Below are 24,640 nucleotides of genomic sequence, written 5' to 3'. Positions count from 1 at the left end.
TTTTAAACTTTTAACCTACACTCTTCAAATATTTTAACATTACAATTAGCACAAATTTGTTTATCTAATTTTTTATATATGGTAGCAATTGCTGTATTTTTATCTTTAAAAAAGTTTTCTTCATTAATTAATTTTTTAAAGCCTCCTTTTCTAAGTACATCTTGACTAATTAATTTTAACCCTACAAAATAGATACCTCCACCTCTATTTTGCCATTTTAAAGCCTCTTGAGATAACCATTCTGCTCCAGCAATATCTATAAAGTTAATACCATTGGCCATAATTAACAAGTGTTTCTGTTCATTTTTATCATACAAGTCTGTAAAATATTTAGAAATACCATCTACAGCTCCAAAATAAATTGAACCGTCAATTCTAATCATTTTTATTTGTGGGCTTTCCTTTGTTGTTTTATCTCTAATTATATTGATAAATTTATTGTCTTTATTTTTTCCAACAACTGCTATATTTGGTTTTGAAGTTTTTTCTAAATAAAAGAACAAAGAAATAAGTATTCCTAAAAACAATGCTGTTTCTAACTCTAAAAACAGAGTACCTAACAACGTTACTGCCAACACAATAAACTCTCGTTTACTACTTTTTACAATTTGTTTAATTCTTTTAAAATCTATTAAATTATAACCCACTAATAAAATAATACCACCCATTGCAGGTTTTGCTAAATACGAAGCATAGCTTGCAAAAAACAAGACAACCAATAATAGTCCAACTGCCGAAAAAATTGCTGCTAATGGTGTTTTTGCTCCCGCTTGATAATTTACTCCAGAACGCGAAAAAGAACCAGAACTTACATAAGATGAAAAGAAACTAGAAATAATATTTGTTAATCCCTGACTAACAAACTCTTGATTATTATTTAATTTTTGATGAGAGCTCATTGCAATTACCCGAGATATTGAAACTGCTTCTACCAAACCAATTAAAGCCAATGTAATTGCTCCTGAAGTTAGCATTCTCATATCTTCAAAATTAAAATCGGGAATTTTAAAAGGTGGTAAATTAGAAGGAACATTTCCTATTGTTTCTATACCAAAAGCATCTCCACCTAATAAAACCGCTAAAACACTTCCTAAAACCATTGCAATTAGCATATTTAATTTAGAAATATATTTTAATCGTCTTATTAAAAGTGCCAATAAAAGCGTTGTTAAAGCAACTCCTAAAACATAGACGTTTGTTTCTTTAATATGTAAAAATATATGAGAAATAATTTCATAAAAAGAACTTCCTTGTGGTACATTTATACCAAATACATGTTTTAATTGTTTAAATGCAATTAATATTCCTGCACCAGCAGAAAACCCAATAACAACAGTATAAGAAACAAAATTTACTAATTTGCCCATATTAACCAAGCCCATTAATAACTTAATAACACCTGCCATAAATGACAATAATATTGTTAAAGAAATAAATGCTTGTAAATCTGTTTCAGGTGTTACAAACTTACTTATAATTGCAAAAACTACAATGGAACCTGTAGTTGTTGGTCCAGAAATTAAATGATATGATGACCCAAATAAAGCAGCTATTATTGGTGCTATCATAGCTGTATAAAAACCATAAATTGGTGGTAAACCAGCAATCATGGCAAACGCAACTGCTTGTGGAACCACAATAATAGTACCTGTAATTCCAGCAATTAAATCATCTTTCCATGTTTTTTTAGCTAGAGGAATCCAGGTTAAAAAAGGAAATATTTTATGTAAACTCATAATAATAAGTTTCGAGTTTTATACATTAACAAAAGTAAGATGCTATATTTTTAATATTGTAATAAGAATTACATATATTTAAAATAGTTCTGCTTGCGAATCTCCTTTAGTTCTTCCTAAATGCTTATAAGCTAAATGGGTTACTTCTCTACCTCTTGGAGTTCTCATAATAAAACCTTCTTGTATTAAAAACGGTTCATAAACTTCTTCAATTGTTTCTGAATTTTCACCTACAGCAGTTGCTAACGTACTAATTCCTACGGGGCCACCTTTAAATTTATCAATAATAGTTATTAAAATTTTATTATCCATTTCATCTAGTCCGTATGCATCTACATTTAATGCATTTAAAGCAAATTTAGCAATTTCAATAGTAATGGTACCGTTCCCTTTAATTTGTGCAAAATCGCGCACCCTTCTTAACAATGCATTTGCAATTCTAGGTGTACCTCTACTTCTACCTGCAATTTCAATAGCAGCCTCCATAGCTATAGGCATTTTTAAAATTTTAGCACTTCTTTGAATTATTGTGGTCAATAATTCTTTATTATAATATTGTAACCTGCTACTAATACCAAAACGAGCACGCATTGGAGCTGTTAGTAACCCAGAGCGTGTTGTTGCTCCAATTAAGGTAAAAGGTTCTAAATCTATTTGAACTGTTCTTGCATTAGGTCCAGATTCTATCATAATATCGATACGATAATCTTCCATTGCCGAATATAAATATTCTTCTACAATTGGACTTAATCTATGTATCTCATCTATAAATAATACATCTCTTTCACTTAAATTTGTTAGCAAACCCGCTAAATCTCCAGGTTTATCTAACACTGGACCTGAAGTTATCTTTAACCCTGCATTAAGTTCATTTGCTAAAATATGAGCCAACGTAGTTTTACCTAACCCTGGAGGTCCGTGAAACAAGGTATGATCTAAAGCTTCACCTCTTAAATTGGCAGCTTCAACAAATATTTTAAGATTTTCTAAAACTTGCTCCTGCCCTGTAAAATCATTAAAACTTAGCGGTCTTAATTTTTTTTCAACATCTAATTCCTCTCGCGAATAATCTGTGTTCTCAGGATTTAAGTTTTCGTTCATATTTATAGCGTTACTTTGATAGCACGAAGATATAAAAAAATTAATGACGATACTCTATTCAAAAATAATGAGGGTGCATATTTTAATTTAAAAAAATCCGTTTAAATTGGTATATACTTTAAACATCATAACACTTAAAAAGTAAACATTGATAAAAAACCTATATTTGTAATGAATCATTTTTTAATGAAAATGAAATTACACTAAAACATAAATCTAGCAAATAGCAACTAAATGAAAAACAAATTAAAAGCAGTACAAGAGTTTCACGAAGCATTTGGCTTAGGCATTAACCAAAAACCAACAGCAAAATTACCAGAAAGTAAATTAAAATTACGGTTCGATTTAATGGCCGAAGAAAATGAAGAATATTTAGAAGCTGCAAAAAAAAACGACCTTGTAGAAGTTGCTGATGCATTAGGCGATATGTTGTACATTTTGTGTGGTACAATTTTAGAACACGGAATGCAGCATAAAATTGAAGAAGTTTTTAATGAAATTCAACTTAGCAATATGAGTAAAATAGGTGCAAATGGAAAACCAATTTATCGTGAAGATGGAAAAGTATTAAAAGGCCCAAATTATTTTAAGCCAAACATAAGTAAAGTGTTAAAAAAATAACTTTAAACTAACAATTATTCAATATGAAAAACAAACTCAAAAACATAATGTTATATTTTTCAATAATAGCATTATCACTCGTTTTTTCTTGTAAAGAAGAACCACAAACCAAAGTAGAAAAAATACCTGGTATTATTGTTGAAAACATGGACACTTCAGTAAAACCAAACGACGATTTTTTTAGATATGTTAATGGAAGCTGGTTAGATAAAGCTGAAATTCCAGCAGACAGAACCTCTTGGGGTAGCTTTAACGAATTAAGAAAAAAAACCGATGAAGATGTTCTAACAATTTTAAATGAAGCAATTGCTGAAAACAAATTTCCAAAATTAAAAGATGCTCAAGGAAATTTAACTTTAGAATCTGATCAAAAAAAGGCCGTAAACTTTTACGAATCTATTATGGATACTGTAACTAGAGATAAACAAGGTATTGCTCCAGTATTACCCTTTTTAAATAAAATTGAGGCTTTAAATAACATAAACGATTTACAAAATTTACTTACCGAATTAGCTCCTTATGGTTATGGTGGATTTTTTGGATTTTCTGTATTTAACGATTTAAAAGATAGTAAAATGAATGCTGGATATGTTTCTCCTGCAGGCTTAGGGCTATCTCGTGACTATTACGTAGATCAAGATGAAGACACCAAAGAAAAACGAATAAAATACATAGCACATATTGCAAAAATGCTACAATATTTTGGCGATACTGAAGAAATGGCTAAAACAAATGCTCAAAAAATATTTGACTATGAGTATAATTTAGCAGAACCAAGGTTTACGAAAGAAGAATCTAGAGATACTCGAAAACTTTACAACCCAAAAACTATTGAAGAACTTACTGCTTTAACTCCCTCAATAAATTGGAACTCTTACTTTAAAAATTTAGGAATTAACTCTCTTGAACGTGTAATTGTAATGCAACCAAAATATATGAAAGCTGTTGAAAATATAATCTCTTCAAGCTCTATTGAAAACATTAAATTGTATTTACGCTGGACAACCATAGATAGAGCTGCTAGTTTATTAAATGAAGAATTAGAAAATGCAAACTGGGAATTTTACAGCAAAGAATTAACCGGTGCAAAACAACAAAGACCAAGAAACGAAAGAGCTTTATCAACACTAAACGGTTCTATTGGTGAAGCATTGGGTAAATTATATGTTGATGCAAAATTTCCACCTGAAGCAAAAGCTAAAGCTGAGGAAATGATTAAAAATGTTATGCTAGGTTTCGAAAAAAGAATTAATGCTTTAGAATGGATGAGCCCTGAAACCAAAATAAAAGCTATAGAAAAATTAGATAAAATGACTGTTAAAATAGCATATCCAGATAAATGGAAAGATTATTCTGAATTGGATGTAAAAGCTATTGAAGACGGAGGTTCTTACTTTGAAAACTCTATAAATATTGCAAAATGGAACTTCACAAAAAACATGAATAAACTTGGAAAAGAAGTTGACAGAACCGAATGGGGAATGGCACCACAAATTGTAAATGCATATTTTAATCCTGTAAATAATGAAATTGTTTTTCCTGCAGCAATTCTACAACCACCTTTCTACAATTATCAAGCAGATGAAGCTGTTAATTATGGAGGAATTGGAGCTGTTATTGGTCACGAAATATCACATTGTTTTGACGATTCTGGTGCAAGATTCGATGCAGACGGTAACTTAAACAATTGGTGGACTGAACAAGATTTAGAACAATTTACAGCATTAGGTAAAAAATTAATAGACCAATTCAGTGCTGTAGTAGCTATAGATGATGTAAATTTAAATGGAGAGTTTACATTAGGTGAAAATATTGGCGATTTAGGTGGTATTAATGCTGCTTTTGATGGTTTACAAATCTTCTACGAGAAAAATGGAAAACCTGCAGCTATTGATGGATTTACACCTGAACAACGTTTTTATATGTCTTGGGCTACTATTTGGAGAACTATTATGAGAGATGAGGCTATGAAAAATTTAATTAAAACAGATCCACATTCACCAGGAATGTATAGAGCTTATATGCCACTGCAAAATGTAGATGCATTTTACGAAGCATTTAATATTGTTGAAGGAGATAAAATGTATTTAAAACCAGAAGATAGAGTTAAAATCTGGTAAATCTATATCAAAAAAAGGAGCTTTTAAAGCTCCTTTTTTATTAAATCTGCACTATAAAAACCTCCTCGGTTTTCTTTTCTATTTTTAGAAAATTGTGTAATTAAATATGCTGTTGTTATTAAATTTCTAAGTTCACATAGGTCTGTTGAAAGCTCAGATTGATCATACAAGCGTTTATTATCTTCATACAATACTCTTAACCTTTTTTCGGCTCTTAATAAACGTTCATTTGAACGAACAATACCAACATAATTACTCATAATAGTTTTTACTTCATTTCTATCATGCGTAATTAATATTTTTTCCATGTTTTTAGCAATTCCACTATCATTCCAAATAGGAACATTTACAGGTTCTTTAATTTTATGGAAACGTTTTTTTAAATTTTCACAAGCATTATGAGAAAAGACAAGTCCTTCTAATAAAGAATTTGAAGCCAATCTGTTTGCCCCGTGTAATCCAGTGCGAGTAACTTCACCAGAAGCATATAAATTTTTAAGAGAGGTTTTAGCTTTTTTATTAACATTTACACCTCCACAAATATAATGTTGTGCGGGCGAAACAGGAATGTAGTCTTTTCTAATATCAATGCCTAAACTCAAACATTTTTCGGTAATATTAGGAAAATGTTTTTCAAAAGCGTCATAATCTATATGTGTACAGTCTAAATACACATGCGGAGCTCCACTTTTTTTAAGTTCGTTATCTATGGCTCTTGCAACAATATCACGCGAAGCTAACTCTTCTCGATCGTCGTATTTTTTCATAAATCGTTCGCCATAATAATCTCTTAAAATAGCACCTTCACCTCTTACCGCTTCAGAAATCAAAAACGCAGGATATTCTCCTGGATTGTATAATGCTGTTGGATGAAATTGTATAAACTCTACGTCAGAAACTTCTGCTTTAGCTCTATATGCCATTGCAATTCCATCTCCAGTTGCAACAACCGGATTTGTTGTTGTGCTATAAACCTGGCCATTTCCACCAGTAGCCAACATAGTAACTTTTGCAGAATATGTTTTTACAATTTTCTTTTTTTCATCTAAAACATAGGCTCCAAAACATGTTATTTTCTCTTTTCTTTTAATATGTTTTTTCTTTACCTGATGCTCTGTAATTAAATCAATTGCGTAATGGTATTTTAAAAAATTAATATTCTCGGCTTTTTCAACTTGCGCTAAAAGTGCACGTTCTATTTCGGCTCCGGTAATATCTTTATGGTGTAAAATTCTATCTTGCGAGTGTCCTCCTTCTCTACCTAAAGAATATTTTCCATCTTTAGTTTTATCGAATTTAGTTCCCCAATTAATCAATTCTTTTAATCTATCGGGAGCATCTTCAACAACCATTTTAACTATTTCTTCATCACAAATTCCATCACCTGCAATTAAGGTATCTTGAATATGTTGTTCAAAAGAATCTACTGTTTTATCCCAAACAGTTGAAATACCACCTTGAGCGTATTTTGTATTACACTCATTTTTTTCGTACTTAGTAATTATTGTAATTGTAGCATCTTTAAAATGCTCTGCTATTTTTAAAGCAAAAGACAAGCCGGCAATACCTGAACCGATTACTAAAAAATCGGTTTTATTTATTTTTTTCTCGGCGTTCATTAAATTTTATTTAGAAAGTTCTAGCATACGTTCAATTGAAACCAATGCTTTTTTACTTAATTCCGCATCAACTTCTACATGTGGTAATTCGTGTTTTAAGCATAAATACAATTTTTTCATAGTATTCATTTTCATATAAAAACACTCGCTACAGTTACAACTATCATCTTCAACTGGTGCAGGAATTAAAATTTTATCTGGTGATTCTTGTCGCATTTTATGTAAAATACCAACTTCGGTTGCAACAATAAATGTTTTAGCCTTGCTGTTTTTCACATAATTTAATAAGCCAGAAGTTGATCCAACATACTTAGCAACTTTTAGTAGATGCGCTTCAGATTCTGGATGAGCAATAATTTCGGCTCCAGGATTTTCAGCATATAAATTTAAAATTTTATCTATTGAAAATGCTTCATGAACCATACAAGCACCATCCCAAAGCAACATATCTCTACCTGTTTTTTTAATTAACCAAGCTCCTAGATTTCTATCAGGAGCAAAAATAATAGGTTGATCTTTTGGAATAGAGTTTATAATTTTTTCAGCATTAGAAGAAGTACAAACAATGTCTGTTAATGCTTTTATTTCTGCTGAAGTATTTACATAAGAGACAACTATATGATCTGGATGTTGTTTTTTAAATGCTGCAAAATCAGCTGGAGGGCAAGAGTCTGCTAAAGAGCAACCTGCTTTTAAATCGGGTAATAAAACCTTTTTAGTAGGATTTAAAATTTTTGCAGTTTCTGCCATAAAATGCACTCCTGCAAAAACAATAATATCAGCTTCTGTTTTTGCTGCTTCTTGAGCTAATGCTAGACTATCTCCAACAAAATCAGCAATATCTTGTATTGCATCTTCTTGGTAATAATGTGCTAAAATTATTGCATTTTTCTTTTTTCTTAGTTTTTTTATTTCTTTTACAAAATCGATGCTTTTTGGAATATCAACATCTAAAAAACCTATTTCTTCTATGTTTTGTTTTGCTTTTTCTAATGTAGCCATATGTGTTTTTTACTTGGTTTAAACCAATAAATATGCCAAAAAAAGTAAGAAAATCGAATTTGAAATCGGTTTACTTTCAAATTAATTTAGCATTGCAATTTATAAAAAGTTATTTTTTTAAGCAAGCCTTACTAAGTTTGCTTACTGAACTTTAAATCTCCATCCGAATTTATCTTCAGCAAGATTTCTTTGAATATCTGTTAAATTCTTTTTTATAAATGAAGCGTAGCCATTTTCTACTTTTGGTAATTCAAATTTTTCATCTTTATGTGCAAAACCTGAAATAGGACTTACCACTGCTGCTGTTCCAGCGCCAAACATTTCTAAAAGCTCTCCATTTCTAGCTGCTTCAAGTATTTCTGTAACTCTAATAGGTCTTACCTCAACTTTTATTCCTTTATCTTCTGCAAACTGAATTATACTTTTACGTGTAACACCATCTAATATTCTTTCACTTGTAGGTGCTGTTAATAAGGTATCATTTACTCTAAAAAACACATTCATTGTACCAGCTTCTTCTAAAAATTCGTGATTAGAAGCATCTGTCCATAACACTTGTTGATATCCTTGTTTTTCAGCTAATTTTGCTGGATAGAACGATGCAGCATAGTTACCTGCAGCTTTTGCAAAACCAACACCTCCATTAGCTGATCTACTGAATTTATCAGCTATTTGAACTCTAACTTCACCAGCATAATACGCTTGTACCGGAGAACAAATAATCATAAATTTGTAATTTGTAGAAGCTGAAGCAGATACACAGTTTTCTGTAGCTATTACAAATGGTCTTATGTATAAAGAATTTCCTTCACCTTTTTGAACCCACTCGCTATCTAATTTTAACAATTCTGTTAAACCTTCAAAAAAATATTCCTTTGGAAAAGCAGGCATATCTAAACGCTCTGCAGATTTGTTAATACGCTGCTGATTTTGATCTGGTCTAAATAACCAAATATCATTATTATCATCTTTATAAGCTTTCATTCCTTCAAAAACAGCCTGACCATAATGAAAGACTTTTGCAGAAGGATCTAATGAAATAGCTTGATAAGGTCTAATTTTAGGAGTTTGCCATGCACCATTTTCATAATCACACTCAAACATATGATCTGTAAATATTTGACCAAATTTTAAATTACTAAAATCAACATCAGAAATTTTAGATTTTTTTATTTTTTCTATATGTAAAGCCATCGTACTTAAATTTTGTTTAAGCAAAATTACTTATTTTTTTTCATTAAAAAGTTTTAAATGCTTTTTAGGTTTGTTTTTTATTTTTAATATATTTGTTAAAAATGATGAATTTAAATAAGTTGAAAATGGTAAAAAACGTAATGTTAGTAATTGTAGGTTTATTTTTAGTAATTTCTTGTAAAAATGAAAAAGCTAAAAATAATGAAAAAGTTGTTGAAAAAGAAGATGTTGCATACCTTTCATTTGGAGATAAAATAACCGATGACAATGTTCTATCTAAAGAACAAATGTTAGAAAAATATAAAGACTTAAAAGAAGGCGATACAATTCAAGTAAAATTTACTTCAGAGATTGATGAGGTTTGTAAAAAGAAAGGTTGTTGGATGAATTTAGATTTAGGTAACGATACAAAATCGTTTGTAAAATTTAAAGATTATGGTTTTTTTATGCCTTTAAATGCAGACGGAAGAGAAGTTATTGTTAATGGTAAAGCATTTGTTAAAACTACTCCTATTGAAGAATTACGTCATTTTGCAGAAGATGCAGGAAAATCAGAAGAAGAAATTGCTGCTATAACCGAACCTAAATACACTTTATCTTTTGAAGCTGATGGTGTTCTAATGAAAAAATAATGAGAACATTAACCATCTTACTTTTAGGTAGTATTTTATTTTTATCGTGTAACTCTACTAAAAGAGAAGCACCTAAAAATAACGAAGAAGAATTGGTAATGTATGAATTTTCTGAAATGGCTTTGCTTATGGAAGAAATGTACGAAGCCAATGAGGATTTAAAAAACAAGATTATAAACAAAGAAGCTATTGGAGATTTTTCTGATAAATTTTTAAACATACATTCTGCAGTTTTAACTAATCCAAAAGATAGAGATGCTAGTTTCGAAATTTTTTCGAAAGCATTTGTTGAAAATCAAAAAGCGATCTATTCTGCATCTCCAGATGAAGTTAAAGATCAATTCAATCTTATGGTAAACTCTTGTATAGCTTGCCATAAAACCACCTGTACTGGCCCAATTCCAAGAATTGAAAAATTACTTATAAAATAAACTTTGAAAAGAGAAATAATTATTACCTCAGATGGTTCTTCAACCATTCATTTACCTGAATGGAACGAACAATACCATTCTAAACACGGTGCAATACAAGAGGCAAAACACGTATTTATTAAAAGTGGTTTATCTTTATTTACAGATAAAAAAATTTCCATCTTAGAAATTGGTTTTGGTACTGGTTTAAACAGTTTTATAACTTTTTTAGAAGCTCCAAAATTTAATTTAAATATAAATTATGTTGGTGTTGAAGCCTATCCTGTGGCTGCTGAAGAAATTGAGAAGTTAAATTACGTTTCAGAGTTAATCGCTATTGATTCTAAACACATTTTTAATCAAATGCACAAACAAGAGTGGGAATTTAAAAATGAGTTAACGCATAATTTTTCGCTTACAAAAAGAAAGCAATTTTTTAATGAAATTAAAGACATTAATACCTTTGATTTAATTTATTTTGATGCTTTTGGCGCTAGAGTTCAACCAGAATTATGGACCGAAACTATTTTTAAAACAATGTTTAATGCTTTAAAAAATGGTGGAATTTTAGTAACTTACAGCGCAAAAGGTAGTGTTAGAAGAGCTATGCAATCTGTTGGATTTATTGTAGAAAGATTGCCTGGTCCTCCTGGAAAAAGAGAAATGTTAAGAGCTTTAAAAAAATAATTATTCTAAACAAACATGGACAGTCAACGATTTAAAAAGCGAAAAAAACCAAACTATAAAAGAGGCATTATATTAGTGCTTCTACTACTATTAATTATTTTCTTATGGTTTAATATTGAAGCTATTATTACAAAAGTTTTAAACCCATAATAATATGCTTCCTTAAAAATTATAGTTTTCATTAATAATTTTTAAAAAAAGCAGCAATAAATACTACACATTGAGTTCAGAAAAAATAATATTAGGTATTGATCCAGGAACAACTATTATGGGCTTTGGATTGATTAAGGTAGTAAATAAAAAAATGGAGTTAATGCAGTTAGATGAACTGATATTAAAAAAATACAACGACCATTATGTAAAACTAAAATTAATTTTTGAACGCACAATTCACTTAATAGAAACATATCATCCCGATGAAATTGCTATAGAAGCGCCTTTTTTTGGTAAAAATGTACAATCTATGCTAAAACTAGGAAGAGCGCAAGGTGTTGCAATGGCAGCCGGTTTATCTCGCGAAGTTCCAATAACAGAGTATTCTCCAAAAAAAATAAAAATGGCAATTACTGGTAACGGAAATGCAAGTAAAGAACAAGTTGCAAAAATGCTACAGAGTCTATTAAAAATTAAAACATTGCCTAAAAATTTAGACGCAACAGATGGATTAGCAGCAGCAGTTTGCCATTATTACAACAGTGGTAAAGTTACTGCAGGTAAAAATTATACTGGCTGGGCTGCTTTTGTAAAACAAAACGAAAAAAGAGTAAAAAAGTAAAGTAACTTTCTAAGTTTAATAAACTCTCAACTTTTAAACTATTTTATACAATCACATCGCATTCGTAGGTTTCGTATTTTTTATCGATTATAAGTTTTCTATGCTCTTTAAATAAATAATGTTCTTTAGACTTTTCCATTTTAATACGATCTTCAATAGAAGTCCAATATTCAACTAAAAAATAACGATTTTCTTCATTTCTATCTTTAAAAATATGAAAATGATCCAATCCGGCAGGTTTAGCTTCTGTTAATTCTTCAAATTTCTGCAATTCAACAAAAGTAATTCCCTCACCGTCTTTAACTTTAAATGAAACTATATAGGTATACATAACAAAGGCTTTTATCAAATTTACGTAACTGATTTAACACCAACAGTAACTTAAATCACCTTTTGTGGTATTCTATTTAGTTGTACTTTTGAAAAATCTAAAAATAAATTAAATTGGCTGGAATATACATTCACATTCCATTTTGTAAACAAGCATGTTATTATTGCGATTTTCATTTTTCAACTTCAGTAAAAAGAAAAGAAGAAATGTTACAAGCAATTTTAGGCGAATTACAAATGCGAAAAAAAGAATTAGAAAATGAAATAGTTGAAACCATTTATTTTGGAGGAGGCACACCATCACTTTTAACTACAAAAGAAATTGATGCTATTTTTAAAGTAATCTACAGCAATTATAAGGTAATTACAAGTCCAGAAATTACCTTAGAAGCAAATCCAGACGATTTATCTGAAAACAATATTAAAGCCTTAGCAAAATCACCTATAAATAGATTAAGTATAGGAATTCAATCTTTTTTTGAAGACGATTTAAAATTTATGAATCGTGCACATACAGCCCAAGAATCTAAAAAATCGCTAACTGTAGCAATGCAGTATTTTGATAATATTACCATAGATTTAATTTACGGCGTACCAAATATGAGCAACAAAAAATGGAAAGAAAATTTAGAAACGGCTTTTAATTTTGGAGTATCGCATATATCTAGTTATGCACTTACCGTTGAAAAAAACACAGCTTTAGACAATTTTATTAAAAAAGGAAAAGTACCCGCAGTTGATGAACAACAAGCTTTAGAACATTTTAATATTTTAGTTGCTGAAACCGAAAAACAAGGGTTTGTACATTATGAAATTTCTAATTTTGGAAAACCCGACTACTTTTCAAAACACAATACTTCTTATTGGTTAGGAAAAAAATATATTGGTTTTGGTCCTTCGGCGCATTCTTTTAACGGTGCACAACGCTCTTGGAATATTGCAAATAATGCAAAATACATAAAGGCAATTAAGAATAATATACTTCCGTTAGAGTTTGAAAAACTTTCAATTGAAAATAGATTTAACGAGTATATTATGACAGGATTACGAACAATTTGGGGTGTTGATTTAAATAAAATAAATAACGACTTTGGAACACTTTATTTAAATGAATTAATTAAAAACTCTGAGCAATTTATAGAAAAAGATTTGTTGAAAATTACTTCAGAAAATAAATTAATAACTACAAAAAAAGGAAAATTTTTAGCAGACGGAATTGCAAGCGATTTATTTAAAGTTTAACTATATTTGAATAAGAATAAATAACTATGGAATTATTAACTGGAATTTTATTAGGTGCAATAGCATCTTATTGGGGTTTTTCTTTCTTTAACCGAAAAAAAGGAGTCGATCAAATAGAGAAACAATCGGTTGTATTAATTGAAAAAATTAAAAGTGTTTGTAAATTAATTTCTGTTGAAGGAGATTTTGCTGAAATTTATCATTTTGAAGACACAAAAAATCGTTTTTTAAATTTATTTACAAGCAGAAAAAAAGCAGTTTTATTAATAAATGCAAAAGCACATATTGGTTTCGATTTATCTCAAATTAAATTAAACGCCAATAACGACACTAAAGAAATTGTTTTAACTCATTTTCCTGAACCAAAAATCCTTTCTGTTGAAACCGATGTAAAATATTACGATAAAAAAGATGGTATTTTTAACAAATTTGAAGCTTCAGATTTAACCGATCTTCAAAAAGAAGCAAAACAATTTATTGTAGCTAAAATTCCTGAAACAGGATTGTTAAATTCAGCAAAAAAAGAAGCTTTAGATACCATTTTAATGATTGAAAAAATGCTAGAAACTTCTGGTTGGAAATTAAATTATTCTCAATTAATATTACCAAACGGAGAACTTAAAGAACTAAGTAAGTAATTTATGAATATAGAGCAATTTAGAACTTACTGCTTATCTAAAAAACATGTTACCGAAAGTTTTCCTTTTGATGATGCAACCTTGGTTTTTAAAGTAGCTAATAAATTATTTGCACTAACCAATTTAAACAAACAACCTACAACAGTAAATTTAAAATGCAACCCTGAAAGAGCTATACAGCTACGCGAAGAATATTCAGAAATTATTGCAGGCTATCATATGAGCAAAAAACATTGGAACACTGTAACTATAACTAGTAATTTATCCAACAAATTAATTGAAGAATTAATAGACCACTCATACAACTTAGTTGTAAACGGGCTTACAAAAAAGCTTCAAAAAGAATTAGGTTTTCTTTAATAATTATGTTTTTTTCTGTATTCTGAAGGTGTTACACCTTTTATAAATTTAAACTTTCTATTAAAATTTGCCAAATTATTAAAACCAGATTTGTAAGAAATCTCAGTAATACTTAAATCGTTTTTCTTAGCTAATAATTTACAAGCATTTCCTATTCTAATATCAATTAAAAAATTTACAAATGTTTTTGTTGTTCGTTGTTTAAAATACCTACAAAATGCATTAGGAGTCATATTTGCAATATTTGCAACATCGTGCAAGCTTATTTCCTTATGAAAATTATCCATTGTATATTGAAAAATATCGCTCATTCGTTTTCCTTCATTTCCCGCATATTTTTTTAAATTTATTAACGAAGATAATTTGCGTTTTTTTGCACCAGAAATTAAACGTAAAACTTCTAAAAAATTTATAAATTGTTGGTATTTTGAATACGACTTAATCTTGGAAAAAATTGATGTAATCTCTTTTTTATTTGACAGAACCGAATATCCTAAAACCGCACTATCAAAAAAACCTGTAAAACTCTCAAACTCTGGTAAATCAAAAAAAACTTCTCCAAAACAATTTTTGGCAAAAAATAGGGTTACCATTTCAGTTTCTTCTTCAAAAGCAACATCACGTTTAAAAACATGAGGTAAATTTTCACCTAAAACAAAAATATCATTTTTCTTAAAACTACCTACACAGTCACCAATTACAAAAGTGCCTTCTCCTGCAAGAACTAAACTAATTTGAATTTCTTTATGTTGGTGTAATTTTTCGTAAAAGTTTTCACCTTTGTAATGCTCCGCATACATTGTAACATTTTTAGGTTTTGGAATAGTAAAAGGTAAAACTTTCATGTGTTATATTATTTTGCTTTAACAAGAAGAAGTTGTTTGCTATTAATCATTATTATTGATTTATAATTTTTCATATGTCTGTTTTACTAAACAAAAATACACACCAATATTAATCTATTTTTTTTAATAAATAACAATCTTAGGGTAAAATAATATTATTAACTACTAGAAAGAGGTTTTTACTATAGTAATTTTAAGAAAACACTAGATTGTATACGTAATTACTATCATACTAATTACAATAAATAAGAGCAACAGCAGCCTAAACATATTGCTGCACTAAAGTAATTAATGAATTTGCATCTTGATCACCGGATTGTCTCCATTTCATTTCTCCATCTTTATAAATAATAAAGGTTGGATTTCCTTTGATTCTTAATGCATTTGCTAATATTTCATTTTTTTCAATATCAATTTTTATCACCTTAGCTTTATCTCCAAGCGCAGCGGCAACATCTCTTAATACAGAATGCAAATTATCAGAGTCGTCTTCCCATTCCGCATAAAAATCGATTAAAACAGGAATCTCAGAACTTATTAATTCTCCAAATTTTGTCATAATTTATTATATTTTTATAGACTATAGCTGCAAAAAAAACAGGCTGTACATATACAAATGTACTATTTTAAATTAAAAAAATAGATAGTTACTTCTTTTTCAGTGTAATTACTGTAATTTCTGGCCAAATACCTATTCTACCAGGAAATGCTAAAAATCCAAATCCTCTATTTACATTTATATATTTTCCAAGCTCTTTATACATACCAGCCCAATGTTTATAAACATATTTAATTGGGCTCCATTTTACACCTGGGATTTCAATTCCAAATTGCATTCCGTGAGTATGTCCACTTAACGTTAAATGGTAATTTTTTTCATGTGTTTTTACCTCATGTTCCCAATGCGAAGGATCATGACTCATTAATATTTTAAAATCTTCTTTATTGATTTTTGATGATGCCAAATTTAAATCACCGGCTTTTTTAAAGCGTGTTCCCCAATTTTCAACACCAATTAACGCAATTTTATCGTTTTCTTTCTCTAAATAAACACTATCATTCAACAATAAATTAAATCCAATTTTAGGGTGAATATCTTTTATGGCCTGAAAATTTTGTTCTTTTTCTTCAGCAGAATTCCAACGAACATACTCACCATAATCGTGATTTCCTAAAACAGAATATTTGCCATCTTTAGCTTTTATTTTTTTGAAATATGGAATCCAAGGATTCATTTCATCAGCAATATTATTTACAATATCTCCTGTAAATAAAATAACATCCGATTCTTGTTCATTAATTAAATCTATTGCATAGGCAATTTTCTCTTCATTATCAAAACTTCCACTATGTATATCTGAAAGGTGCGTTAACTTAAAACCATCAAAAGCACTTGGTAAATCATCAAAAAACAAGGTGTGCTTTATAACTTTAAAATTGTATTTTCCCTTTACCATTCCGTACAAAATCGACGAAAAAGGAATTGCAGCCAAACCCAAAGCTACTTTACTAACAAAAACTCTTCTGTCTGGAAAATAACCTGCTGTAGTTGAAAAATAATTAAAAACAGATTTAAAAATTCTAAAAATATCTTCACTAAACAATACAATAAGTGCTATAATTTTTGGTGCTATTGTAAGAATTAGCAATCCAAATGAAAGCATTACCTGCTGATTTAATCCTTTAGATGCTTCAATAGAATTAACACTATAAATAACATTTACAATTACAGCAATTGATATTAACCAATATAATACAAATACAATTTTATGTTTAGTTATTGTTTTAACGCTTTGAAACGCATAAAGATCTATAAAAAATACAATTACTATAAAAAAAAGCCATCTAACCATAAAAACAAATCTACTTTATTTTATGATTTTTACAGCGTTCAATTTTAAAATTAAGATGCAATTAACATTTATTTACCTTATTATTAAGTTTAAAGATACCGCTAGTAAATCTCCGCTACCACTGTAACGTTCGGCCCAAACCTCTATATAATCATTAGGTGCTAATTCAACTGTACCAACTATCGGTAAAGCTCCAACATCATTATTTTCACCAACCTCTCTATATACCTTAGTCTCTTCAATAATAGTATTATTTTTGCTCATATAAAATATAAATATGGTATTATTATTATCTCCTTGAAAAGACAGACTTGCTGAAAGACTAAAATATCTTGTTTTACTTCCTTTATAAGTTATTCTATTATTTATTGGTGAACTAAATCTAAATAAATTAGTTGACGTTGTATTGCCTGCTATTTTTATTCTACTAGATGTTCCTGTACCAGAAAATGTTGTATTTGCCCCAGACCCAACAGCATAATCCAAATTAATATTTCCTGTAGCATTACCATCAGTTTCAACAGGAATACCAGGACAATCTACATCCCAATCATTTGTAAAATTATACCCAGAATAGCTTCCTGAAGTATACGACTTAATAAGATCTCCTGACCCAGTAAAACTGACTTCAGACAAGGATGCTGAAACAGAAATTGAAGGGTTAGCACTTACATCTACCCCTATTTCTCCAGAGTCTGCAACCACTCTTCCATTAGCTATTTGCAAATTACCAAACGTTCCTGAAAGTTTTAAAAAGGTTCCTTTATTACCACCTGTCCAAAATATTTTATCCATAAAAAAAGAAGTAATATCAGAAATATCAAACCCGTTATCTGTATCTGTTACTTGTAAAACTTCAAAAAACACAGAGAATAAATCACTAATAGTTCCTAAAGAAGAAGCATTTTTTATAAGAACACTATACCCTGCTACACTACCAGTTCCAGCCCCACCTGAAATATTAAAAACTGGATTATCACCACCTTCAATTACAAGGTCTTTAAATCTCCCACCTTTTGTACCCGTAAAAAAAGTTGATCCTGATGCATTTTCAAGGATATCTTCTCCAGTATCTCTTCCTATAATATTAGCACCATTTAATTCAACAGGATAATCAAACGTTATTTTACCGTTAATTTCATAAGTATAACTGTCGGATAATACATATTTAGAACCGCTTAATTCATCTGCTAGATCCGAAATATCCTTTACAAGTTTATAATTATCTCTTTGTATAGCACCTTCTAGTTTTACCCAAACACTACCATTGTAATAATAAAAAGCATCCTCTTCATTATCAAAAACCAATAATCCTTCTATTGGTGATAAAATTGCAAGCCGTTGAGCTGATGTCATTCTAGGTGTTAAAACACCTTGTGTTGTTGATGTCATATCTAAAACAGAAGATACATGAGGGTTTGTAGTTCCTATTCCTATTTGAGAAAAAATACTCAAATTAACAAATATCAATAGCATAACTATTAATAAATCTTTTTTCAATTTCATAAGTCTTTATTTAGTTAGTTTTAGTTTAGGGTTTTTATAGGGTTGATTCTATTTTCAATTTTTTAAGCCTCTAAACATATGAAATATAATTTAACTTAAGCCATATTTATTTTTTAATTTTAAAAATTAACACTCTTAACAATTTGACCTATAATCAATTACAATATTGCTTATTAAAATTGTTTTCATATATTTGAAATCTTAGAATTAATTATTATTTAATTTCAACCCCAATAAATATGAAACCCCTAATAAAAAAAGTGTGCTTCTTTACCTTTTTTTTAATTACTTCTTTGTTTTATGGACAAGATTTAACTATTGCTGGTACAGAGTCAATTACAATAAAAAATGGTGCTACTTTATATGTAAATGGTCTAGCCTTAACACCTAGTTCAGATTTTACAATTAACGGAGAAAATGCCATAACAAAAACAAGTACAGCCTTATCTGAAGAAAGTATTGAGAGGGTTTTTACCTTTGATTCTTTTGCTTCAGGATTTCAAGGAGAACTTATTTTATTTTATGAAGATACTGAATTAAATAGCCTAACTGAAGCAGATTTAGTACTACAGGTTAAAAACGGTTTAAATATTTGGAACTCTTATACAGGCACTTTAAACACTTCTTTAAACACTTTAACTTTTACATTTGGATCTGCTACCGATTTTTCATCTATAACGGCGAGTTCAACTGGAGCTACATTGGCTATAAAAGATTTTGCAAAACTAAACTTACAAATATATCCTAACCCAGTAATAAACAATGTTTATATAAACACAACACTAGATATTGAAATAAATGTTTATAATGCTATTGGTCAGATGGTTTTAAAAACTCAAGAAAAATTAATAGATATCTCGAGATTAGCAAGAGGCTCCTATTTTTTTGTAATAAAAGATATTTCAACAAATGCTTTTAATTCTTACCAAATTGTAAAAATTTAATTACTAACACTATTATTAAATAAAATCTACATTCAAATTTGTAAAACATCTGAATTAATAAATTGTTAAAATTGATTTTAGTACTTTTACTGCAATTAAAAATTTCAATAAAAAATAGATGTCTGCACAAAAACGCCTTTTCCTTTTAGATGCTTTTGCATTAATATTTCGTGGTTATTATGCACTTATAAAAAATCCTAGAATTAATTCAAAAGGTATGGATACTTCCGCCATTTTAGGATTTACAAACTCTTTATTAGATGTAATTAAACGAGAAAATCCAGATCATTTAGCTGTAGCATTTGATAAAGGAGGATCTAATTCTAGAAATGAAGCGTTTCCTGAATATAAATCTAACAGAAGTGAAACACCTGAAGCTATAAAAATTGCTATTCCTTATATTCATGAAATTTTAAAAGCAATGCACATTCCTATTATTGAAAAAGAGGGATTTGAAGCAGATGATTTAATTGGAACACTTTCAAAACAAGCAGAAAAAGCAGGATTTCAAACCTTTATGGTAACACCCGATAAAGATTTTGCACAGTTGGTTTCTGAAAACATTTTTATGTACAAACCTGCCCGAATGGGAAATGGTATAGAAATTTGGGGTATTCCAGAAGTTCAAAAAAAGTTTGAAGTTGAACGCCCAGAACAAGTAATTGATTATTTAGGAATGATGGGAGATGCTGTTGATAATATTCCGGGACTTCCAGGTGTTGGAGACAAAACAGCTAAAAAATTCTTAAAACAATACGGAAGTATGGAAAATCTTTTGGCAAATACACACGAGCTAAAAGGTAAAATGAAAGAAAAAGTTGAAGCTAATAAAGAACTTGGCTTACTTTCAAAAGAATTAGCAACTATTATTCTAGATTGCCCTGTTACTTTTAACGAAAAAGATTTTGAATTAAACCATCCTGATTTTGAAAAAACAAATGAGATTTTTAAAGAATTAGAATTTAGAAGAATTGCAGAAAGTCTAAATAAAATATTTAAAGTTCCAGCTACAGAAACAACAAGTGGAATAAACAATTCTAATACAAAACAAGCTAATAAATCACCAGAAGAAGCTAACCAACAATTCGATTTATTTGCTACTGCAGCAGCTAATAATACAGAAGAAACAGGAATTACAGGTTATAAAAATTACGAAAATACAGATCACCTTTATCAACATATAAACACACCGCTTTCTAGAAAATTATTACTTCAAAAATTATTGCAACAAAAATCTGTAAGTTTTCATATTGAAACCATTGGATTTAATGCTTTTGAAGCTGAAATAGTTGGAATATCTTTCTCTTATGAAAACGGAAAAGGATATTTTGTTACAGTTGAAAATAAAGAAAATACAAAAACAATTTTAGAAGAATTTATTCCTTTTTTCGAAAATGAAACTATTGAAAAAATTGGCCACGAATTAAAATTCACCATAAAAGTACTTAATACCTTTAACATTCAACTTAAAGGAAATTTATTCGACACTCAATTAGCCCATTATTTATTACACCCAGATATGCGTCATGATATGAATGTGCTTTCTGAAACTTATTTAAATTACCAACCTATAAATAATACTGATTTAATTGGGAGAAAAGGTAAGAACCAACTTTCAATTAAAGCTATAGACATTGCTAAATTAACCGAATATACGGTTGAAAAGGCGGCTATTATTTTTCAACTTAAAGAGATCTTTCAAAAAGATTTAGAAAAATTTAAGTTAACAAAACTCTACAATAAAATTGAAATGCCTGTACTAAGAGTTTTAGCTTCAATGGAGTTAGAAGGCATTAAATTAGATGACGTGTTTTTAAATTCATTAGCAGAAAAATTAACAAACGACATTCAAAAACTTGAAGATGCTATTTACAAAGAAGCTGGCGTAAGTTTTAATTTAGCTTCACCAAAACAGTTAGGCGATGTACTATTTGACCATTTAAAATTACTAGATAAACCTAAAAAAACAAAAACCGGTCAATATGCTACTGGTGAAGAGATTTTATCAAAATTAGCACCTAAACATCAAATTGTTCAAGAAATATTAGAATGGAGAGGTTTGGTAAAACTAAAAAACACCTATATAGATGCTTTACCAAAAGAAGTAAATCCAGTAACAAATAGAATCCACACAACTTACAGTCAAGCTGTTGCAGCAACTGGAAGGTTAAGCTCTAACAATCCAAATCTTCAAAATATTCCAATTAGAACAGAAAGAGGTAGAGAAGTTAGAAAAGCATTTATACCCAGAGATAAAAATTACACATTGGTTGCCGCCGATTATTCTCAAATTGAATTACGCATAATTGCAGCATTAAGTAAAGATGAAAGTATGATTGCATCTTTTAATAAAGGAGAAGATATTCACGCTGCCACAGCTGCAAAAGTTTTTAATGTACCATTGGCTGAAGTTACCCGCTCACAACGTGGAGATGCAAAAGCCGTAAACTTTGGTATTATTTACGGTCAAGGTGCATTTACACTAGCGCAACAATTAAATAAATCTAGAACCGAAGCAAAAGAATTAATAGATAATTATTATAAAAATTTCCCAAAACTAAAGCAATACATAGCACATCAAGTAGATTTTGCCCGTGATAATGGTTATGTAGAAACTATATTAGCACGCCGTAGGTATTTAAAAAACATCAACTCACAAAATGCCATTGTGCGTTCTGGTGACGAAAGAAATGCTGTAAATGCTCCAATTCAAGGAAGTGCTGCTGACATTATTAAAATTGCTATGATTCAAATCCATACATTTTTAACAGAAGGAAATTACAAAACTAAAATGTTACTACAAGTGCATGATGAATTGGTTTTTGATATGCATAATGATGAAGCCGAACTTTTAAAACCAATAATTAAACAAAAAATGGAAAGTGCATTTAAACTTTCTGTACCATTGATTGTAGATTTAGGTGAAGGACAAAATTGGTTGGAGGCGCATTAATATTTTTAAAAATTAATAATTATTTCATTAGAAATGTATATAGCTATTTAATAATATATAACTAAATAGCTATTAATTTACAATTTCTAACTTTCAACTTTTACATAGTAAAACATTCTACATCTAAGCTTTTAAATGTGAATGAATTACACCATTCAACTAAGAAATCTTTAAAGTTTTAAACTTTAGACTTTTTACCGCTTGTTATATAAATAATAGTTTGTACATTTGCACTCCCTTTTTAGGGACAAAAAATAAATGTTTAACAATAACAAAGAATTTAATTGTGAGTAAATTAAGTTACAAAACAGTATCAGCTAACAAAAATACAGCTACTAAAGAGTGGGTATTAGTTGATGCAGACGGGCAAACGTTGGGTCGTCTAGCTTCTAAAATAGCAATGCTAATTAGAGGTAAATACAAACCAAATTACACTCCTCACGTAGATTGTGGAGACAATGTAGTGGTAATCAACGCGGAAAAAATTAATTTAACTGGTAAAAAGTGGAGTGACAAATCTTACATTCGTCACACAGGTTATCCAGGTGGACAAAGATCATTAACTGCAACAGAAATGTTTGAAAAAGACCCTTGTCGTCTTGTAGAAAAAGCAGTAAAAGGTATGTTACCTAAAAACAAATTAGGTAGTACATTGTACAGTAATTTATATGTTTATGCTGGAACTGATCACGATCAAACTGCACAAACACCTAAAACTATTAACCTTAACGATCTTAAATAATGGATACAATTCACAAAATAGGTAGAAGAAAAACAGCTGTTGCACGTGTATATGTTTCTGAAGGAAAAGGAAATATTACGGTTAACAAAAAAGATTATAAAGAGTATTTTACTACTCCTCACTTACAATACAAAATCTTACAAGCTTTAAACTTAACAGATAATGCAGAAGCATTTGATATTAAAGTTAATGTTTTTGGAGGTGGAATTACTGGACAAGCAGAAGCTATTCGTTTAGCAATTTCTAGAGTTTTAGTTGAGTTAGACCCAGAAAACAGAGCAATTCTTAAACCAGAAGGATTACTTACAAGAGACCCAAGAATGGTTGAACGTAAAAAATTCGGTCAAAAGAAAGCAAGAAAAAAATTCCAATTCTCAAAACGTTAATCGTTTTATACAAGTATTGGTACACCAATTTTTTTGGTGGTTCATTGAAATTAAAAACAAAGTTGTCGTTGATCAGTCAATGACTGTAAAAAGTTTAGCATCCAAATAGGGAAGATCGAGTATTCGCTACTTCCCTATTGCTAACTCAACGGAACGTAAACTAAATACAAATGGCAAATATTGAAATTAAAGATTTATTAGACGCAGGTGTACATTTCGGTCACCTAACAAGAAAATGGGATCCAAACATGGCTCCTTACATTTACGGAGAACGTAACGGTGTACATATTATTGACCTTTACAAAACCGCAGCAAAAATCGAAGAAGCTTCTGAAGCTTTAAAGAAAATTGCATCTTCAGGTAGAAAAATCCTTTTTGTAGCTACAAAAAAACAAGCAAAAGAAATTATTGCAGACAAATCTAAAAGTGTTAACATGCCTTACATCACAGAAAGATGGCCAGGTGGAATGCTAACTAACTTTGTTACTATTAGAAAAGCTGTTAAAAAAATGGCGACTATTGATAGAATGAAACAAGATGGATCTTTTGCAGCACTTTCTAAAAGAGAACAATTACAAATTAACCGTCAACGTGAAAAACTAGAAAAAAACTTAGGTTCTATTACAGATATGACACGTTTACCAGGTGCAATTTTTGTAGTTGATGTAAAAAAAGAACACATTGCAGTTGCTGAAGCTAAAAAATTAAACATTCCAATCTTTGCAATGATTGATACAAACTCTGACCCAAGAGGAATTGATTATGTTGTACCTGCTAATGATGATGCTTCAAAATCTATTGAAAAAGTTTTAGGACATGTTGTTGATGCAGTTGCTGAAGGATTATCAGAAAGAAAAGCTGGTAAAGAAAAGGTTGCTGAAGCAAAAGCTGAAACTAAAAAAGAAGTAAAAAAATAATTAAAGTAAAATAGTTGAATGCCTAAA

24 protein-coding genes are annotated in these 24,640 nt (G+C 29.5%); 14 read left to right on the top strand and 10 right to left on the bottom strand.

The window, feature by feature from the left end; all coding sequences use genetic code 11:
- Positions 1-2: 2 nt before the first annotated feature.
- Entirely contained in the window at positions 3-1,736 is a 1,734-nt protein-coding gene (locus MKD41_RS14065; protein ID WP_240242972.1) for a SulP family inorganic anion transporter, read from the bottom strand.
- A 78-nt stretch (positions 1,737-1,814) separates the two neighbouring features.
- Entirely contained in the window at positions 1,815-2,837 is a 1,023-nt protein-coding gene (gene ruvB / locus MKD41_RS14060; RefSeq protein ID WP_240242970.1) for a Holliday junction branch migration DNA helicase RuvB, read from the bottom strand.
- Positions 2,838-3,071: 234 nt separating this feature from the next.
- Here ruvB and MKD41_RS14055 point away from each other — a divergent pair, with 234 nt between their 5' ends.
- The gene (locus MKD41_RS14055) at positions 3,072-3,458 is read left to right on the top strand and encodes a nucleoside triphosphate pyrophosphohydrolase family protein (protein WP_240242968.1); all 387 of its coding nucleotides are present in this window, start codon (positions 3,072-3,074) and stop codon (positions 3,456-3,458) included.
- Positions 3,459-3,481: 23 nt separating this feature from the next.
- Positions 3,482-5,578: a M13 family metallopeptidase gene (locus MKD41_RS14050; protein ID WP_240242967.1), complete on the top strand. Its 2,097-nt coding sequence runs from the start codon at positions 3,482-3,484 to the stop codon at positions 5,576-5,578.
- Positions 5,579-5,601: 23 nt separating this feature from the next.
- Here the strand turns inward: MKD41_RS14050 and nadB are convergent, their stop codons facing one another.
- The 3 genes from nadB to MKD41_RS14035 form a co-directional block, all read right to left on the bottom strand.
- Entirely contained in the window at positions 5,602-7,197 is a 1,596-nt protein-coding gene (gene nadB / locus MKD41_RS14045; protein WP_240242966.1) for an L-aspartate oxidase, read from the bottom strand.
- A gap of 6 nt (positions 7,198-7,203) precedes the next feature.
- Positions 7,204-8,199 carry a quinolinate synthase NadA gene (nadA, locus tag MKD41_RS14040; RefSeq protein WP_240242965.1) on the bottom strand — a complete coding sequence of 332 codons (996 nt, stop codon included), beginning with the start codon at positions 8,197-8,199 and terminating at the stop codon, positions 7,204-7,206.
- Positions 8,200-8,340: 141 nt separating this feature from the next.
- On the bottom strand, positions 8,341-9,393 hold the full coding sequence (locus tag MKD41_RS14035) for a branched-chain amino acid aminotransferase (RefSeq protein ID WP_240242964.1): 1,053 nt from the start codon (positions 9,391-9,393) through the stop codon (positions 8,341-8,343).
- Positions 9,394-9,518: 125 nt separating this feature from the next.
- Here MKD41_RS14035 and MKD41_RS14030 point away from each other — a divergent pair, with 125 nt between their 5' ends.
- From MKD41_RS14030 to ruvC, 4 genes are all read left to right on the top strand, one after another.
- Positions 9,519-10,025 carry a DUF4920 domain-containing protein gene (locus tag MKD41_RS14030; protein WP_240242963.1) on the top strand — a complete coding sequence of 169 codons (507 nt, stop codon included), beginning with the start codon at positions 9,519-9,521 and terminating at the stop codon, positions 10,023-10,025.
- Positions 10,025-10,456, top strand: a complete 432-nt coding sequence (locus tag MKD41_RS14025; protein ID WP_240242962.1) for a hypothetical protein — start codon at positions 10,025-10,027, stop codon at positions 10,454-10,456. The genes MKD41_RS14030 and MKD41_RS14025 overlap by 1 nt, the downstream gene beginning before the upstream one ends.
- Positions 10,457-10,459: 3 nt before the next feature.
- Complete coding sequence (gene mnmD / locus MKD41_RS14020; protein WP_240242961.1) at positions 10,460-11,122, top strand: tRNA (5-methylaminomethyl-2-thiouridine)(34)-methyltransferase MnmD; 663 nt, start codon at positions 10,460-10,462, stop codon at positions 11,120-11,122.
- 220 nt (positions 11,123-11,342) lie between these two features.
- Positions 11,343-11,897 (top strand): crossover junction endodeoxyribonuclease RuvC, encoded by a 555-nt coding sequence (ruvC, locus tag MKD41_RS14015; RefSeq protein WP_240242960.1) that lies wholly within the window; start codon positions 11,343-11,345, stop codon positions 11,895-11,897.
- Positions 11,898-11,940: 43 nt separating this feature from the next.
- On the opposite strand, the gene MKD41_RS14010 is transcribed toward ruvC, so the two are convergent.
- Complete coding sequence (locus MKD41_RS14010; RefSeq protein ID WP_240242959.1) at positions 11,941-12,228, bottom strand: putative quinol monooxygenase; 288 nt, start codon at positions 12,226-12,228, stop codon at positions 11,941-11,943.
- A 113-nt stretch (positions 12,229-12,341) separates the two neighbouring features.
- Between MKD41_RS14010 and hemW the strand changes: the two genes are divergently transcribed.
- The 3 genes from hemW to MKD41_RS13995 are packed head-to-tail and all read left to right on the top strand — an operon-like array spanning position 12,342 to position 14,467.
- Complete coding sequence (gene hemW, locus MKD41_RS14005; RefSeq protein ID WP_240242958.1) at positions 12,342-13,469, top strand: radical SAM family heme chaperone HemW; 1,128 nt, start codon at positions 12,342-12,344, stop codon at positions 13,467-13,469.
- 26 nt (positions 13,470-13,495) lie between these two features.
- Positions 13,496-14,107 (top strand): DUF4230 domain-containing protein, encoded by a 612-nt coding sequence (locus MKD41_RS14000; protein ID WP_240242957.1) that lies wholly within the window; start codon positions 13,496-13,498, stop codon positions 14,105-14,107.
- Between the two features lie 3 nt (positions 14,108-14,110).
- Entirely contained in the window at positions 14,111-14,467 is a 357-nt protein-coding gene (locus tag MKD41_RS13995; RefSeq protein WP_240242956.1) for an MmcQ/YjbR family DNA-binding protein, read from the top strand.
- On the opposite strand, the gene MKD41_RS13990 is transcribed toward MKD41_RS13995, so the two are convergent.
- The 4 genes from MKD41_RS13990 to MKD41_RS13975 all read right to left on the bottom strand — a co-directional run bounded on the left by MKD41_RS13990 (position 14,464) and on the right by MKD41_RS13975 (position 18,671).
- A complete protein-coding gene (locus MKD41_RS13990) occupies positions 14,464-15,312 on the bottom strand; it encodes an AraC family transcriptional regulator (RefSeq protein WP_240242955.1) in 849 nt (282 codons plus the stop codon). The genes MKD41_RS13995 and MKD41_RS13990 overlap by 4 nt on opposite strands.
- Before the next feature lie 262 nt (positions 15,313-15,574).
- On the bottom strand, positions 15,575-15,871 hold the full coding sequence (locus tag MKD41_RS13985) for a thioredoxin family protein (RefSeq protein WP_240242954.1): 297 nt from the start codon (positions 15,869-15,871) through the stop codon (positions 15,575-15,577).
- Positions 15,872-15,959: 88 nt separating this feature from the next.
- Positions 15,960-17,165: a metallophosphoesterase gene (locus tag MKD41_RS13980; protein WP_240242953.1), complete on the bottom strand. Its 1,206-nt coding sequence runs from the start codon at positions 17,163-17,165 to the stop codon at positions 15,960-15,962.
- Between the two features lie 72 nt (positions 17,166-17,237).
- Positions 17,238-18,671 carry a cell wall anchor protein gene (locus MKD41_RS13975; RefSeq protein WP_240242952.1) on the bottom strand — a complete coding sequence of 478 codons (1,434 nt, stop codon included), beginning with the start codon at positions 18,669-18,671 and terminating at the stop codon, positions 17,238-17,240.
- Positions 18,672-18,910: 239 nt separating this feature from the next.
- On the opposite strand from MKD41_RS13975, the gene MKD41_RS13970 reads away from it, so the two are divergent.
- The 5 genes from MKD41_RS13970 (at position 18,911) to rpsB (ending at position 24,613) form a co-directional block, all read left to right on the top strand.
- The gene (locus MKD41_RS13970; protein ID WP_240242951.1) at positions 18,911-19,615 is read left to right on the top strand and encodes a T9SS type A sorting domain-containing protein; all 705 of its coding nucleotides are present in this window, start codon (positions 18,911-18,913) and stop codon (positions 19,613-19,615) included.
- 118 nt (positions 19,616-19,733) lie between these two features.
- On the top strand, positions 19,734-22,568 hold the full coding sequence (polA, locus tag MKD41_RS13965; protein ID WP_240242950.1) for a DNA polymerase I: 2,835 nt from the start codon (positions 19,734-19,736) through the stop codon (positions 22,566-22,568).
- Positions 22,569-22,854: 286 nt separating this feature from the next.
- Positions 22,855-23,310 carry a 50S ribosomal protein L13 gene (rplM, locus tag MKD41_RS13960; RefSeq protein ID WP_240242949.1) on the top strand — a complete coding sequence of 152 codons (456 nt, stop codon included), beginning with the start codon at positions 22,855-22,857 and terminating at the stop codon, positions 23,308-23,310.
- Positions 23,310-23,696, top strand: coding sequence for a 30S ribosomal protein S9 (rpsI, locus tag MKD41_RS13955; protein WP_240242948.1), 387 nt, complete (start codon positions 23,310-23,312; stop codon positions 23,694-23,696). The genes rplM and rpsI overlap by 1 nt, the downstream gene beginning before the upstream one ends.
- A 170-nt stretch (positions 23,697-23,866) precedes the next feature.
- The gene (rpsB, locus tag MKD41_RS13950; RefSeq protein WP_240242947.1) at positions 23,867-24,613 is read left to right on the top strand and encodes a 30S ribosomal protein S2; all 747 of its coding nucleotides are present in this window, start codon (positions 23,867-23,869) and stop codon (positions 24,611-24,613) included.
- Positions 24,614-24,640: the final 27 nt, after the last annotated feature.

The sequence above is a fragment of the Lutibacter sp. A64 genome (assembly GCF_022429565.1).
Taxonomy (GTDB): domain Bacteria; phylum Bacteroidota; class Bacteroidia; order Flavobacteriales; family Flavobacteriaceae; genus Lutibacter.
This window is presented reverse-complemented; position numbering and strand designations above follow the sequence as displayed.